The sequence below is a fragment of the Kitasatospora sp. NPDC058184 genome (assembly GCF_042883725.1).
Classification (GTDB): domain Bacteria; phylum Actinomycetota; class Actinomycetes; order Streptomycetales; family Streptomycetaceae; genus Kitasatospora.
The window spans coordinates 1-13,178 of record NZ_JBHVVE010000003.1; the positions used below are offsets into that span (position 1 = coordinate 1).

Sequence of the window (13,178 nt, forward strand, 5' to 3'; positions counted from 1 at the left end):
TGTTTTTTGTGTGTTAGGGGAAGATGTTTTGGCCGGGGGTGAGGGTGTGGGTGGGGTCGTAGGTGTTTTTGGCGTTGGTGAGGGTGGTCCAGTGGGGGCCGTAGTGGTTTTGCCAGTCGGTTTGGGTCATGTTGGGGATGGCGCCGACGAGGTAGCGTTTGGCGCCGAGTTGGGTGGCGGTGTTGTAGAGGGTGCGGTTGCGGGTGAGGGCGGGTTGGGGGTTGGTGTTGGGGTGGGGGAAGGCGAGGAAGTCGAAGAGGTAGGTGGTGGGTTCGTTGGGGGTGATGGCGAGGGGGTGGGTGAGTTTGTTGGTGTGGAAGGGGTAGCAGAGGAGGAGGCCGGCGCCGATGTCGTCGGGGGTGATGTGGGGGAGGGCTTGGTTGAGGAAGGTGGGGGTGGTGGTGGCGGGGAGGAAGAGGGAGAGCCAGGGTTTGGGGGCGTTCCAGTAGCCGAGGTTTTTGATGGTGTCGGCGAAGGTGTCGGCGCGGTAGGTGTAGTCGCGGTAGGTGGTGTCGTTGGTTTCGGTGGTGGTGGGGTTGAGTCCGGTGAGGAGGGTTTGGGGGTTGGGGGGTGTGGTGTTGTAGTGGGCGACGGCTTCGATTTTGTAGCGGGGGGGTTGTCCGTTGGGTTGGATGAGGATTTCGCCGACTTGGGAGGGGAAGCGGCCGTCGTTGAGGATGGTTTGTTGGTCGGTGAGGAAGGTGTGTTGGTCGTTGTAGGTGAGGGTGAGGACGAGGGCGCGTGTGGGGGCGGGGATGAGTTTGACGGTGGCGCGGGTGATGATGCCGACTTGGCCGGCGCCGGCGAGGGCGGTGTGGAAGAGGTCGGGGTTGCGGGTGGGGGTGGCGGTGAGGATGCGGCCGGTGCCGGTGACGATTTCGATGGATTCGACGGTGTCGGCTTGGAGGCCGTGTTTGTGGACGGTGGAGCCGATGCCGCCGATGCTGATGGTGCCGCCGATGGAGAGGTGGAGGTAGTCGGTGAGGCAGGGGGGTGTGAGGTTTTGGGCGAGGGCGGCGTCGGTGAGTTGGGCCCAGGTGACGCCGGCGTCGACGGTGGCGTTGGTGGGGGTGATGGTGTGGATGCGGTTGAGGGCGCGGGCGTTGATGCTGATGCCGCCGGCGGCGCCGGCTTGGCCGTAGTTGGAGTGTGATTCGAGGTCGTTGCCGGTGCCGCTTTGGCCGTTCATGGCAACTTTGAGGCCGTTGTGGCGGGCGTAGTTGATGATGTTGGCGATGTCGTGGGGGCCGGCGGGGTTGAGGACGGCGTAGGGGGTGGTGGTGGTGAGGCGGCCGAAGTCGTGGGCGTGGGCGGTGGTGGTGGTGGGGTTGGTGGTGAGGGTGCCTTGGAGGGGGGGTAGGGGGGCGATGTGTCCGGGGGGTGTGGGGGTGTTGGTGGTGGCCCAGGTGCGGGTGGTGGTGTTGAAGCCGATGATGGTGGCGGCTGCTGCGGTGAGGAGGGTGCGTCGGGTGAGGTCGGGGTGGGTCATGCGGGGTGGTCTCCTTGGTGGTGTGGGTGGTTGGTGGTGGGGGGTGGTGGGCGGGCCTGGTTGGTGCGGTGGTGTCGGGGCCGGTGCCCTGGGGCGGGTGTTTCGTTAAGTCCCGTTGGTTCCGGGGTGGTTCGTGGTGCTGTCCGAGCTGGTGGTGGTGCCGTCCTGGGCGGGCGGCGGTGCCCGGTGGTGCGGGTGGTTGTCGGGGTCCTGGCCGTGGCCGGTCTGGTTGCCGGTCTTCGGTTCGCGGCTGGTTCCGGGTGGCTGCTGTCCGGTGGTGCTGTCCGGTGGTGCGGGGCTTCGGGGGCGGCGTCCCGGGGCGGGTGTTCCCTGAAGTCCCGTTCGTGGCGGGCTGGTTGTGGCTGTCCGGAGTGGTGCCCGGGGTGGTTCTGTCGGCGGCCTGGTGGTGTCCGGGTGTGCGGGGGTCTCGGGTGGGCGGGTCGCGGGGTCCTGGTTGGTCCGGGGTGGTGCGGGAGAGGTGTGACCGACCGGGCCATCGGGCCGGTCGGCGAAGTGAAGTCCCGTTCGCTTCGGGCTTGTTGACGGTGCTGCGGGGACTTGCCTTCCCTGCCTGCCTGCCGGTCCTGTCTGCCCCCGTGTCGGTTTCTCTGGTGTTGCTGTATTGCGACGGTGTCCGTCCGTACTGGTTTCTGCTGGGGCTACCGGCCTTGCTGGCTCCGCCGTTTCGCTCTTTCTGTCCTGCTTCAGCCGGTCGTACTGGCCGCTTCTGCCGGTCTCACCGCGGTGGTTGTACCGGTTGCTCCTGCCGACTGCTTTTACCGGTCCCGTCGTTGCCAGTGCACGGCTTCATCGGTTCCGGTTGTGCTGGTCTTTTCGGTTCTGCCGGCCGGTTCCCTGTTGATCTGATGGCCCTGGCCTTACGAGCTGTTCCTGCTGTCGGGTACTGGTCCTGGTGCCCCGGTCTTGCGGGTGTCGCCGGTTGTTCCTGCCGGTCCCGTCGTTCAGGTGGACCGGCCCTTCTCGGTCTTGCCGTGCTGCGAGTGCGTCCGTCCGTACTGGTTCCTGCTGGGGCTACCGGCCCTGCTGGCCCCGCCGTTCCGCTCTTGCCGGCCGCCTCGTCGGCCCTGCTGGCCCGGTCCTGCCGGTCCTACCTGCTTGCCGGTCCTGCTGGTTGAGGGGTGCGGGGCTGGTTCTCTTGCTGTTCTGCTCCAGCTGGTCGCGCCGGCCGGTCTTGTTGGTCCGGCCGTAGTGGTTGTACCGGCTCTCCTGCTGGCCCGTGCCGACCGCTTCCAGTGCTCTGGGCTTTGCCGGCTGTTCCTGTTGTCGGTGCTGGTCCTGGTGTCCTGGTCTTGTGGGTGTCGGCGGTGGTTCCTGCCGGTCCCGTCGTTCCGAGCGCATCGGCCTTCTCGGTCTTGCCGTGCCGGCGGTGTTGGGTGTTCCTGCCGGTCTTCGGGTCTCACCGCGTTGGCTTCGTCGGTCCTGGCCGGGCTGGCTTCTGCTGGTGCCTGGTGCCTGGTGCCTGGTGCCTGGTGCCTGGTGCCTGGTGCCCGGTGCCCGGTGCCCGGTGCCCGCGCCGTGGGCTGTGTGTTGTTGCTGTGGGGTGGGTGGCCGGTCCGTGGTGTGGGCCGGCCTGTCCGTTGTCCCCTTGTCCCCTTGCTCGTTGTCCCTTGCCCGTTGTTCTTGTTCCCGGTGCCGGTTGTCCCTGTCCGCGTGTCCTTGCCCCGTGGTCCGTTGGCCTTGTCCGTGTCCTGGTGCCTGTTGGCCTTGTTGGTGTGTCCTCGTTCTTGTTCGGGCGGGCTGTGGCCGTGGCCGTGGGCGCGTGTGGGCGTCGGCGTGTGGGTGCGGGCCGTGGGCGCGGGTGTGGCCGTGGCGGCGGTGGGTGCCGTGCGGGCGCGCGTGGGTGGGTTAGGGGTTGGGGGTGTGGTTGGTGTGGGTGGTGGTTTGGTAGTTGGTGAGGTCGAAGGTGCGGGTTTGGTGGTGGAAGCGCCAGGTGTAGGTGGGCCAGATGGAGGGGTTGTTGCCTTTGGTGTCGGTGTACCAGCTGGTGCAGCCGCCGGTGTTCCAGACGGTGTTTTTGAGGCGGTTTTGGAGGGTGTTGTTGTAGGTGGTCTGGGCGTGGGGGTGGACGTCGAGGGTGGTGAGGTGGTGGGTGTGGAGGGTTTTGAGGGCGGCGAGGATGTAGGTGATCTGGGCTTCGATCATGACGGTTTGGGAGGAGTGGCCGAGGGTGGTGTTGGGGCCGAGGAGCATGAAGAGGTTGGGGAAGCCGTGGATGGTGGTGCCGCGGTGGGCGGTCATGCCGTCGCGGTTCCAGGTGTCGGCGAGGGTGTGGCCGTTTCGGCCGTGGATGAGGTGGGCGACGGGGCGGTCGGTGGCGGTGAAGCCGGTGGCGAGGATGATGGTGTCGATGTGGCGGGTGGTGCCGTCGGTGGTGGTGATGTGGGTGGGGCCGATGCGGGTGATGGTGTCGGAGACGATGTCGACGTTGGGTTGCTGGATGGCGGGGTACCAGGTGTTGGAGAAGAGGAGGCGTTTGCAGCCGACGGTGTAGTCGGGGGTGAGGCGTGCGCGCAGGGCGGGGTCGGTGACGGATTTCTTGAGGTGGCCGGCGGCCATGTTCTTCATGCCGGTGGTGCGGGAGGGGCGGGACATGAAGAACGCGACGATTTCGCGGCCGTGTTTGTTGAAGGTGCGGCGGAAGCGCTGGTAGCCGGGGAGGTGGCGGAGCATCCAGGTGTGGCGGGGGGTGTTGGGCTTGTCGGGTTTGGCGGCGACCCAGGGGGGTGTGCGCTGGTAGAGGTCGAGGCGGTTGACGTCGGGTTGGATGGCGGGGACGAACTGGATGGCGGAGGCGCCGGTGCCGATGACGGCGACGTCGCGGCCGGTGAGGTCGTGGTCGTGGTTCCAGCGTGAGGAGTGGAAGACGGTTCCGGTGAAGGTGTCGAGGCCGGGGATGTTCGGGATGGCGGGGTCGGAGAGGTAGCCGGTGCCGGTGACGAGGGCCTGGGCGGTGTAGCGGCCGTGTTTGGTGCGGATGTCCCAGTGGTGGTGGGTGTCGTTCCAGGTGGCGTCGAGGAGTTCGTGGTCGTAGCGCAGGTGGGGCTCGACGCCGTGGCGCTTCGCGCAGTCCTTGAGGTAGGCGTGGACTTCGGCCTGGGTGGCGAAGGTGGACTTCCAGTCGGGGTTGCGGGCGAAGGAGTAGGAGTAGAGGTGGGCCTGGACGTCGCAGGCGCAGCCGGGGTAGGTGTTGTCGCGCCAGGTGCCGCCGAGGTCGGTGGCGCGTTCGAAGACGAGGAAGTCGTCGATGCCGGCTTTGAGGAGGCCGATGGCGGTGCCGAGGCCGGAGATGCCGGCGCCGATGACGGCGACTTTGAGGTGGCGGACGGCGAGGTCGCCGGTGGGGTGGGGGGCGGTGGCGTGCTCGGTGCCGGCGGTGGTGCCGGCGGCGGCGGTGATGGCCGCGGCGGTGGCCGTACGGGTGCCGGTGCCGGTGGTGCGGGGCGGGGTGCGGGGGGCGGTCGTGGTGGCGCCCGTGCCGGAGGCGGACGTGCCGCCGGTCGTGCCCGTGCTGGTTCCCGTGTCGGTGGCCGTGCCGCTGCCGGTGGCCGTACCGGTGGCCGTGCTGCTGCCGCTTCCGGTGGCCGTGCCCGTACCGGTGCCGGCGGTGCCCGTGTTGGTGGCCGTGCCGGTGCCGGTGTCGGTGCCGGTGCTGGCGGTGTTGGTGCCCGTGTTGTTGGTGGTGGGGGTGGGGGCCACCCCCGCCGCCGGGGCTGTGCCGGTGCTGGCGTCGGTGGGTGTGCCGGTGCCGGTGGTGGTGGTGTTGGTGGTGCGGTTGGGGGCGGGGGTGGTGGTCATGGCGTCGGTGTCCTTGTCTCGGGTGTCCTGGGTGGGCCCGGGGGTCAGGCGCGGCGGGTGAGGGTGACGCGGAAGTTGTTGAAGATGTGGTCTTCGAGGGTGTAGGCGAAGATGTCGAGGTAGCGCTCGAAGCGGGCGACGGTGGTCTCGTCGGTCATGGTGACGGCTTCGTCGCGGCGGGCGGCGAGGAGTTGGAGCCAGGCGCGGCAGGCGCGGGCGAAGGACTCGGGTTCGTTGCGGATCTCGGTGACCTCGAAGAGGCCGTCGAGGCCGGCGGCGAGTTCGGGCAGGCGGGGGATGTGGCAGCCTTCGAACTCCTCGCGCTGGAGGAATTTGAGGTCGTCGAGGAGCTGGCGGCGCAGTGGGGGGTTCTCGACGGTCATGGTGTGCAGGACGAAGCGGGCGCCGGGCTTGAGGAGGGAGTGGACCTGCTTGAAGAAGACGCGGTAGCGCTGGGTGCGCTCTTTGGGGGTGAGGGAGGACAGGACGAAGTGTTCGAGGGCGTTGATGCAGAACGCGGCGTCGTAGGGGGCCTGGCCGTCGGCGAGGCGGTGGTCTTCCCAGCTTTCGACGCGGGCTTCGATGGCGGGGTTGTTCAGGGCGTCGACGAAGTCGGCCTGGGTGCGGGAGAGGGTGACGCCGACGGCCTTCTTGACGCCGTGGACGGTGGTGAGGCGGTTGAGCATGGTGCCCCAGCCGCAGCCGATGTCCAGGACGGTGTCGGTGTGGGCGGCGCGGGCGAGGTCGGTGAAGGCGTCGAGTTTGCGTTCCTGGGCCTCGTCGAGGACGGCGACGAGGTCCTCGCCGTCCTCCCAGTAGCCGCCGGAGTACATCATGGTGGGGCCGAGGATGAGCCGGTAGAGCTCGTTGGGGACCTCGTAGTGGTGGCGGATGGCCTCGACGTCGGGGTTGATGGTGCGGGCTTCGACGGTGGTCATGGGATGGGGCCCCTCGGTTGACGGTTGTGGGTGTGTGGGGTTGTCGGACGGCGGTGGGTCGGCCGGGGTGGGGTGGGCGGGTGGTCGGCCCGGTCGGGCCGCTTCCGCGGTGGCCGGCCCGGTGCGGGCCGGGGTGACAGGTCCGGCCGCTGTCCTGGTGCCGGCGGTGGGCGGCTGGGTGCCGTCCGGTGTCCGGCGGTGGTCTTGCTGAACTCGGCCGCTGTCCCGGGTGGTTGGTGCCGTCCGGGGCGGGCGGTGCGGCCGTTCGCGGTTCTTCGGTGTCTGCCGTGCCGGGCGGCTGGGTGGCGCCCGGTATGCGGCGGTGGTTCTGGCTGAACTCGGCCGTGTCCCCGGGGGGTTGGTGGCCTCCGGGGTGGCGGGTGCGGTGTCCGGCCGGGTGGTCGGTGGCGCCTGGTGCGGTGCCGGGCCGGTGGTGCGCGGTGGTCGCCGTGCGGGCCGGTACGGCGGGGTGGTGTGCGTGCGGGTGCGGTGTGTTGTGGGTCAGGTAAGCGTGTGTCTCGCAAGCGGTGCGCAAGGGGGCGGGGGTGGGTGGGTTGCGGGCCGGTTGCGTGGGGGCGGGTTTCATGCGGTTTCGGCAAGACACGCGGCCCCCACGGCCTGTCGCGGGGGGTGCTTCGGTTCCCGGGTGGTGTCGACCGCTGTTCCCGGGGGTCGTGCCGTGTTGTTCCGGAGGGTTCTCCCGCCGGCTGTCCCACCCGTCCCGCTCGTCGTTCCGCCTGCTTGTTGTCCGTCCGTCCGTCCGTTCGTCGTGGCCGTGTGTCCGCTCGTTCGTCCGTCCCCTCGGTGCCGTGTGTGGTGTGTTTCCGGGGGCGGGGTGCGGGGGCGCGTGTCAGGGGGCCGGCCGGGGGCGGGGGCGGGTGGTGGTGCGGTGGTGCGGGTGGCCGGGAGGGTTTTCCGGAGCGGTGCGGTGCGGGTCCGCGGGTGCGGGTTCGCCCGGGCTCTGTACGGGTTCGCCCGAGCCCTGTGCGGGTTCGCCCGGGCCCTGTACGGGTTCGCCCGGGCCCTGTGCGGGGTGTCGCCGAGGCGCCCGGTTCCGTCTGCCCGTCTGCCGGCCCGCTCGTGTCCGTTCGTCCGCCAGTCCGCCCGCCCGTCCGCATCGTCGGCCGGCCGGTGGGCGGGGTGGTCGGGGTGCGGGGCGGGGTGGCGGCGGTTGTTCCTGGCATGTTCATTCGACGCGTTGACGTGCCCATCACCCGGGAAACGGGGGTGGGCGAGGAGAGGAACGATCACTGATGTCTCAGATTCCCACGATCGAGGACCTGGCCCAGCAGCTCCAGGCGGTCTCCGGTGCGCAGGAGATCGACGCGGACGCCGCGCTGCAGCACATCGCGGACGTCGACTCGCTGGACCTGATGGAGTGGCTGTACGGCTTCCAGAACCAGTACCCGCACATCCCGGCGGACGAGTCGCTGTTCGCGGACATCGACGACACGACGACGCTGCGGGTGGTCCACGAGCGGATCCTGGCGCTCGTGCCGGCCGAGGCCAACTGAGAACCCGGCGCGGGCGGGCGGACGAGGAGAGGGGTCGGGTGGTGAGCGGTTTCGACGTCACCGGCTGGGGCATGTCGGTGCCCGAACGGGTGGTGACCAGTGCCGAGCTCGCGGAGCGTTTCGGCGTGGACGAGCACTGGATCGTCTCGCGGTGCGGGATCCGTGAGCGCAGGGCGGTGGGCCCGGGGCAGACCACGGCGTCGATGGCCGTGGAGGCCGGGCGCCGGGCCCTGGAACGCGCGGGCCTGACGGGCGCGGACATCGCGCACCTGATCGTGGCGACGGCGACCCCGGAGCAGCCCTCGCCGGCGACGTCGGCGTTCGTCCACGACGAGCTGGGCATCGCGGGCAGCGCCCACGACGTGAACTCCGAGTGCGCCGGCTTCGTGTACGGGCTGGTGACCGCGGCGGGCCTGCTGCGCATGGACCCGCGCCCGATCCTGCTGATCGGCTCGGACACCCACACGCTGACCGCGAACCCGCGGGACCGGGACCTGTCGATCCTGGTCGGCGACGGCGCGGGAGCGGTGGTCCTGCGGCCGGGCGCGGTGGACCGCATCCGGGCGTGGAACCTGGGCGCGGACGGCTCGTGCAAGAACAGCCTGAAGGTCCTCGCCGGGGGCTCGCGGATGCCCACCACCGAGCGGACCGTCGCCGAGGGCCTGCACTACGCGCAGATCAACGGCAACGAGATCTACCTGAACGCCGTGCGCTACACGGTGCGCACGATCCGCGAGACGCTGGAGCAGGCGAAGATCACACCGCAGGACGTCGACCACGTCATCCCGCACCAGGCGAACATCCGGATCATCAACTCGGTGCTCTCCCACACGGGGATCCCCGCGGACCGGCTGGTGACGAACCTGGAGCGCTACGGGAACACCGCGTCGGCGTCGATCCCGATCGCGCTGGCGGAGGCCCTGGACTCGGGTCGGGTCAAGGACGGCGACACGGTGCTTTTGGCCGGGTTCGGCGCGGGCATGACGTGGGGTTCGGTCCTGCTGACGTGGGGAGGGGTGGCGCGGTGAGCGGCAAGGACGCCTTCGGCGCCAGGCCCGACTCCCCGGTGGCGCTGGTCACCGGCGCCTCCGGGGGGCTGGGCAGCGAGCTGGCGCTGGCGCTGGACGCGGCGGGCTGCCGGGTCGCGGTGCACTACAACAGCTCCCGGGCCGGGGCGGAGAAGGTCGCCGCCCAGCTGGTCAACGACCACGTGCTGGTGAGCGGCTCGGTCGCCGACTGGGACGCGGTCACCGCGATGTACGAGCAGGTCAAGGCCGCGCTGGGGCCGGTGGACGTGCTCGTCAACAACGGGGCGGTCCGCAAGGACGCGCTGATGGCGATGCAGAACCCCGCCGAGTGGCGGCAGGTGATCGACACGAACCTCGTCGGCTCCTTCCACACCGCCAGGGCGTGCGTGCCGGCGATGCTGCGCGCCCGCTGGGGGCGGGTGGTGAACATCGTCTCCCCGTCGGCGCTGATCGCCACCGCCGGGCAGACCGCCTACTCGGCGTCCAAGGCCGGCCTGATCGGGCTGACCCGCACGCTCGCGGCGGAGTGCGGCCGCCGGGGGGTGACCGTCAACGCCCTGTCACCCGGCTTCATGATCACCGGCATGACGGACACCCTGCCCGAGCACGTGGTGGCGGGCATGCGGGAGAAGGTCCCGGTGCCCCGGTTCGTCACCCCGCGCGAGGTCGCCCGCTCGATCACGCTGTTCCTCGACCAGGACTGCATGACCGGCCAGGTCATCAGCATCGACTCGGGGGCCTCCATCACCTGACCCGGCGCCCCGGGCACCCGGCCGCCCCGGGTGCGTCCGCCCGGGGCCGGGCCGCCGGACCCGTCCGTCCGGGTACCCGGGTCCGTCCGCCCGGGTCCGCTCCGGGCCGGTGGCCGGTGGCCGGTGGCCGGTTCCCGGTCCGCGGGTCGCCTCGTGCCGCGCCCCCTCGGCCTCCTGTCCGGCCCCGTGCCGGACAGGAGGCCGAGGGGGCGCACCCGCGTTCCCGCTCGGGGGTGTCGCGGCAGGCCCCGGCCGGGCACGCGGCAGCGGCAGCCCCGCCCCGCCCGCTACCGCCCGCCGGCCGCTCCGGAAGCCGCCCGCCCGCCTGGCCGGCCTGTGGCCGGCCGGCGGCGTCGTTTCCCTCGCGGCGGGTCCGGCCGGCCACGCGTCCTACCCCTGGAACGGGTCCTCCAGGACGGGGACGCAGGGTGACAGCAGCGGATCCGTGTGCTCGCTCACCCGTCCGCGGGCCATCCTGTGGACGAGGACCTCGTTCTCACGGCCGGGGTCCTCGTCGTCGCGTACGTGCAGCAGGCCGTAGGAGCCCGGCGCCCGTTCACCGACCTCGCGGAAGAACGCCGGGATCCGCGCGTCACGGTGGTTCGAGAAGCCGCCGAAGTGGACGAACACCTCCCCGTTCATCCACCGCAGATCGAGCAGGTACGGGCTGCCGATCTCCCGGATGCGCTCCTCGATACCCCCGACGATCAGGTGGAGACGGTCGTCGTCGTACTCCTCGTCGTCGGCGCCGGCGCTCTCCAGGACCTTGATCCAGCCGTGGTACTCGAACATGGGCCGCAGCCTACCGAGCGGCCGACCGGCGCCCCACCCGGTTCCCGTCCACCCGGGGGCAGCCCGTAGCCCGCTGTCGGCTGTCGGTGGTGCCGGTGGTGACGGTGGTGTGTCGGTGGCGGGACAGCGTCCTGCCGGTGTGCCGACAGCGGTCGACGCAAGACTCGGTGACGCCCGATCAGGAACACACGACGACGAGGGAGCCGCCCGTGCCCCGACCCCGGCCCGCCACCGCCTTCCGCACCGCCTTCCGTACCGCTTCGCGTACCGCGTTCCGTGCCGCCACGGCCGTGCTCGTGCTGGCGGCCCTGGCCCCGGCCCACACCGCGACCGCCGACACCGCCGCGACCGCCGACAACCCCGCCGCGTCCGCCGTGCCCGTGCCGCGCCTGCACTGGGACGGGCCCTGCGCCCAGGGCTTCGAGTGCGCCACCGCCGCCGTGCCGACGGACTACCGCGACCCGCGGGGAACACCCCTGGACCTGGCCCTGATCCGCCACCGCGCCACCGACCCGGCCCACCGCATCGGCTCGCTGTTCTTCAACCCCGGCGGCCCGGGCATCCCCGGCACCGCGGCCCTGCCCGCCGTCTACGGCCTCTTCCCCGAACAGGTCCGCCGGCGCTTCGACATCGTCAGCTTCGACCCGCGCGGCACCGGCGCCTCCACCACCCTCCACTGCTTCCCCGACCCCGCCGCCGAACAGGCCCTCCTCGACGGCCTGCCCGCCGGCTTCCCGACCGCCGCCGACCAGCAGAGCGCCTGGACCCGCGCCTACACCGGCCTCGCCCGCCACTGCGCCGACAACGACACCACCGGCCTGCTCGCCCACCTGTCCACCGCCGACACCGCCCGCGACCTCGACGTGCTGCGCCAGGCCGTCGGCGACCGGCGCCTCACCTACTGGGGCACCTCGTACGGGACCCTGCTCGGCGCCGTCTACGCCAACCTCTTCCCCGACCGGGTACGCGCGATGGTCCTGGACAGCGCCCTGGACCCGCGCGCCTGGTCCACCGGCCGCACCCCCCAGCAGCGCGCCCTGCCCCCGTTCCTGCGCACCGGCAGCGACCTCGCCTCCGCCCGCACCCTGGACGCCTTCCTCGAACGCTGCGCCGCCGCCGGCCCCGCGGCGTGCGCGTTCGCGGCGGGCGACGCGGACGCGACCCGCGCCAGGTTCGCCGCCCTCCTGGAGCGGCTGCGCCGCGGGCCGCTCGCGCCCGGCACGCCGGCGCGGGAGGTGACCTACGCCTCCGCGGTGTCCACCGTCGCGTCGATGCTGTACACGGCCGCGCCGCTGCCGGGCGTCCCCGACAGCGGCTGGGCGGCCCTGGGCGCGTGGCTGCAGCAGCTGTGGACCGCCCCCGACGCACCGCCCGCCCCCGCCCCCGCCCCCACCCCCGCCCCGGCACCGGCGCCGGCGCCGGCGCCGGCCGGAGCGGCGCCGGGCGCGCTGTCGGGGCAGGCGCAGACCCTGGGCACCCTGTGCGCGGACACCGCCAACCCGCCCGCCGGCGCCGACTACCCGGCCCTGGCCGCCCTCGCCGAGACGCGCTCCGGCGCCGTCGGCCCGTACTGGGTGTGGCAGACCCAGCGCTGCGCGTCCTGGCCCTCCCAGGCCGCCCGGGACCGCTACGACGGTCCCTGGGACCGCCGCACCGCCGCGCCCGTGCTGGTCGTCGCGAACACCGGTGACCCGGCCTGGCCCTACGAGGGCTCGCGCGCGATGGCCGACACCCTCGCCGGGGCCCGGCTGCTGACCGTCGACGGCTACGGGCACACCGTCCTGGGCAACCCGAGCGCCTGCGCGGCCGGGGCGCAGGAGCGCTACCTGGTGGAGGGCCGGCTGCCGGCGCCCGGGACGGTCTGCGCGCCGGACCGCCAGCCGTTCGCGTAGCGCTCCGGGGACGGCGGCGGTGGCGGCGGCCCGTGCAGCCGCCACCGTCGCCGTCGCGGTCGGGGCGGTGCCCGTTCCCCTCCTTTGCGCGGCGCGGGCCCGCCCCCTGCCGAGGGCGGGTCGGTTCCGGGGCCCGGGCGGGTCGTTGCGGGTCGCGGCCCGTGTCGTGCGGGGCGCCCGCCGGCGGTGGTGGCCGTGGTGTCGGCGGTGGGCGGTACGGTCGCGGCATCCGAGCGAGGAGGGCCGCATGGCGACCGGGTGGAGCCTGACGATCGACTGCGCGCACCCGGCGAGGCTGGCCGGGTTCTGGGCGCTGGCGCTGGGCTACGTGCACAGGCCCGCGCCGGCGGGGTTCGGGAGCTGGGAGGAGTGGCTCTCCTATCACGGGGTCCCGCGGGAGGAGTGGGACGACGGCGCGTACCTCTGCGATCCCGAGGGGACGGGTCCCGCCCTGTCCTTCCTGAAGGTGCCGGAGCCGAAGGCGGTGAAGAACCGGGTGCACGTGGACGTGCAGGCCGGCGGCGGCCGTGGGACGCCGTGGGAGGTGCGGTGGCCGCGCGTGGTCGAGGCGGTGGAGCGGCTGACCGCCGCGGGGGCGACGGTGGTCCGCGAGGAGGAGCTGCGGGGCAGGCCCGACCACGTGGTGATGGCCGATCCGGAGGGCAACGAGTTCTGCGTGGTCTGACAACGGACATTCCCCTCCCGGCGGCCGCGGTCCCCGGAAGCCGGGATCCCGGGTGCCGTCCCGGCCGATCCGGTCCACCCGGCCGGCGCCGTCGGTCCCGTGTCGTTCGAGGGCGGCCGTCAGGTCTTCGCGGTTCACGACGCGCGGTATGGCGCGCTCTGCGGGTGCCCGGAAGTCCGCCGGTCCGCTGCCCTGGGCGGTCGGGGCCCGGCGGGACGGGCGCTGGTCCGACAGCCCGCTCGACCTTCACCGGGCGGGACGCCGGGCAGTAC

Annotated in this window: 9 protein-coding genes; 5 read left to right on the top strand and 4 right to left on the bottom strand. The window is 72.1% G+C overall.

What is annotated here, in order from left to right:
- Positions 1-13 precede the first annotated feature (13 nt).
- The 3 genes from ACFVXH_RS06160 to ACFVXH_RS06170 form a co-directional block, all read right to left on the bottom strand.
- Positions 14-1,489: an FAD-binding protein gene (locus ACFVXH_RS06160; protein ID WP_117485437.1), complete on the bottom strand. Its 1,476-nt coding sequence runs from the start codon at positions 1,487-1,489 to the stop codon at positions 14-16.
- Positions 1,490-3,355: 1,866 nt separating this feature from the next.
- On the bottom strand, positions 3,356-5,305 hold the full coding sequence (locus tag ACFVXH_RS06165; RefSeq protein WP_387820622.1) for a flavin-containing monooxygenase: 1,950 nt from the start codon (positions 5,303-5,305) through the stop codon (positions 3,356-3,358).
- A gap of 44 nt (positions 5,306-5,349) precedes the next feature.
- The gene (locus tag ACFVXH_RS06170) at positions 5,350-6,243 is read right to left on the bottom strand and encodes a class I SAM-dependent methyltransferase (RefSeq protein WP_074006253.1); all 894 of its coding nucleotides are present in this window, start codon (positions 6,241-6,243) and stop codon (positions 5,350-5,352) included.
- Between the two features lie 1,253 nt (positions 6,244-7,496).
- Between ACFVXH_RS06170 and ACFVXH_RS06175 the strand changes: the two genes are divergently transcribed.
- From ACFVXH_RS06175 to ACFVXH_RS06185, 3 genes are read left to right on the top strand one after another with little or no spacing between them, the layout of a single operon-like run.
- The gene (locus tag ACFVXH_RS06175) at positions 7,497-7,757 is read left to right on the top strand and encodes a hypothetical protein (protein WP_049656300.1); all 261 of its coding nucleotides are present in this window, start codon (positions 7,497-7,499) and stop codon (positions 7,755-7,757) included.
- 41 nt (positions 7,758-7,798) lie between these two features.
- Positions 7,799-8,785, top strand: coding sequence for a 3-oxoacyl-ACP synthase III family protein (locus ACFVXH_RS06180; protein ID WP_049656304.1), 987 nt, complete (start codon positions 7,799-7,801; stop codon positions 8,783-8,785).
- On the top strand, positions 8,782-9,537 hold the full coding sequence (locus ACFVXH_RS06185; protein ID WP_049656301.1) for an SDR family NAD(P)-dependent oxidoreductase: 756 nt from the start codon (positions 8,782-8,784) through the stop codon (positions 9,535-9,537). Before ACFVXH_RS06180 ends, ACFVXH_RS06185 begins: the two co-directional genes overlap by 4 nt.
- Before the next feature lie 390 nt (positions 9,538-9,927).
- Here the strand turns inward: ACFVXH_RS06185 and ACFVXH_RS06190 are convergent, their stop codons facing one another.
- Positions 9,928-10,329 carry an Imm7 family immunity protein gene (locus ACFVXH_RS06190; RefSeq protein WP_387820629.1) on the bottom strand — a complete coding sequence of 134 codons (402 nt, stop codon included), beginning with the start codon at positions 10,327-10,329 and terminating at the stop codon, positions 9,928-9,930.
- 209 nt (positions 10,330-10,538) lie between these two features.
- Between ACFVXH_RS06190 and ACFVXH_RS06195 the strand changes: the two genes are divergently transcribed.
- Entirely contained in the window at positions 10,539-12,221 is a 1,683-nt protein-coding gene (locus ACFVXH_RS06195) for an alpha/beta fold hydrolase (RefSeq protein WP_387820631.1), read from the top strand.
- A 247-nt stretch (positions 12,222-12,468) separates the two neighbouring features.
- A complete protein-coding gene (locus ACFVXH_RS06200) occupies positions 12,469-12,906 on the top strand; it encodes a VOC family protein (RefSeq protein WP_387820634.1) in 438 nt (145 codons plus the stop codon).
- Positions 12,907-13,178 lie beyond the last annotated feature (272 nt).

Bases quoted from the DNA above. Each gene is read 5' to 3' on its own strand.
- ACFVXH_RS06175 (WP_049656300.1), top strand. From the start codon at position 7,497: ATGTCTCAGATTCCCACGATCGAGGACCTGGCCCAGCAGCTCCAGGCG.
- ACFVXH_RS06165 (WP_387820622.1), bottom strand. From the start codon at position 5,305: ATGACCACCACCCCCGCCCCCAACCGCACCACCAACACCACCACCACC.
- ACFVXH_RS06160 (WP_117485437.1), bottom strand. From the start codon at position 1,489: ATGACCCACCCCGACCTCACCCGACGCACCCTCCTCACCGCAGCAGCC.
- ACFVXH_RS06200 (WP_387820634.1), top strand. From the start codon at position 12,469: ATGGCGACCGGGTGGAGCCTGACGATCGACTGCGCGCACCCGGCGAGG.
- ACFVXH_RS06190 (WP_387820629.1), bottom strand. From the start codon at position 10,329: ATGTTCGAGTACCACGGCTGGATCAAGGTCCTGGAGAGCGCCGGCGCC.
- ACFVXH_RS06170 (WP_074006253.1), bottom strand. From the start codon at position 6,243: ATGACCACCGTCGAAGCCCGCACCATCAACCCCGACGTCGAGGCCATC.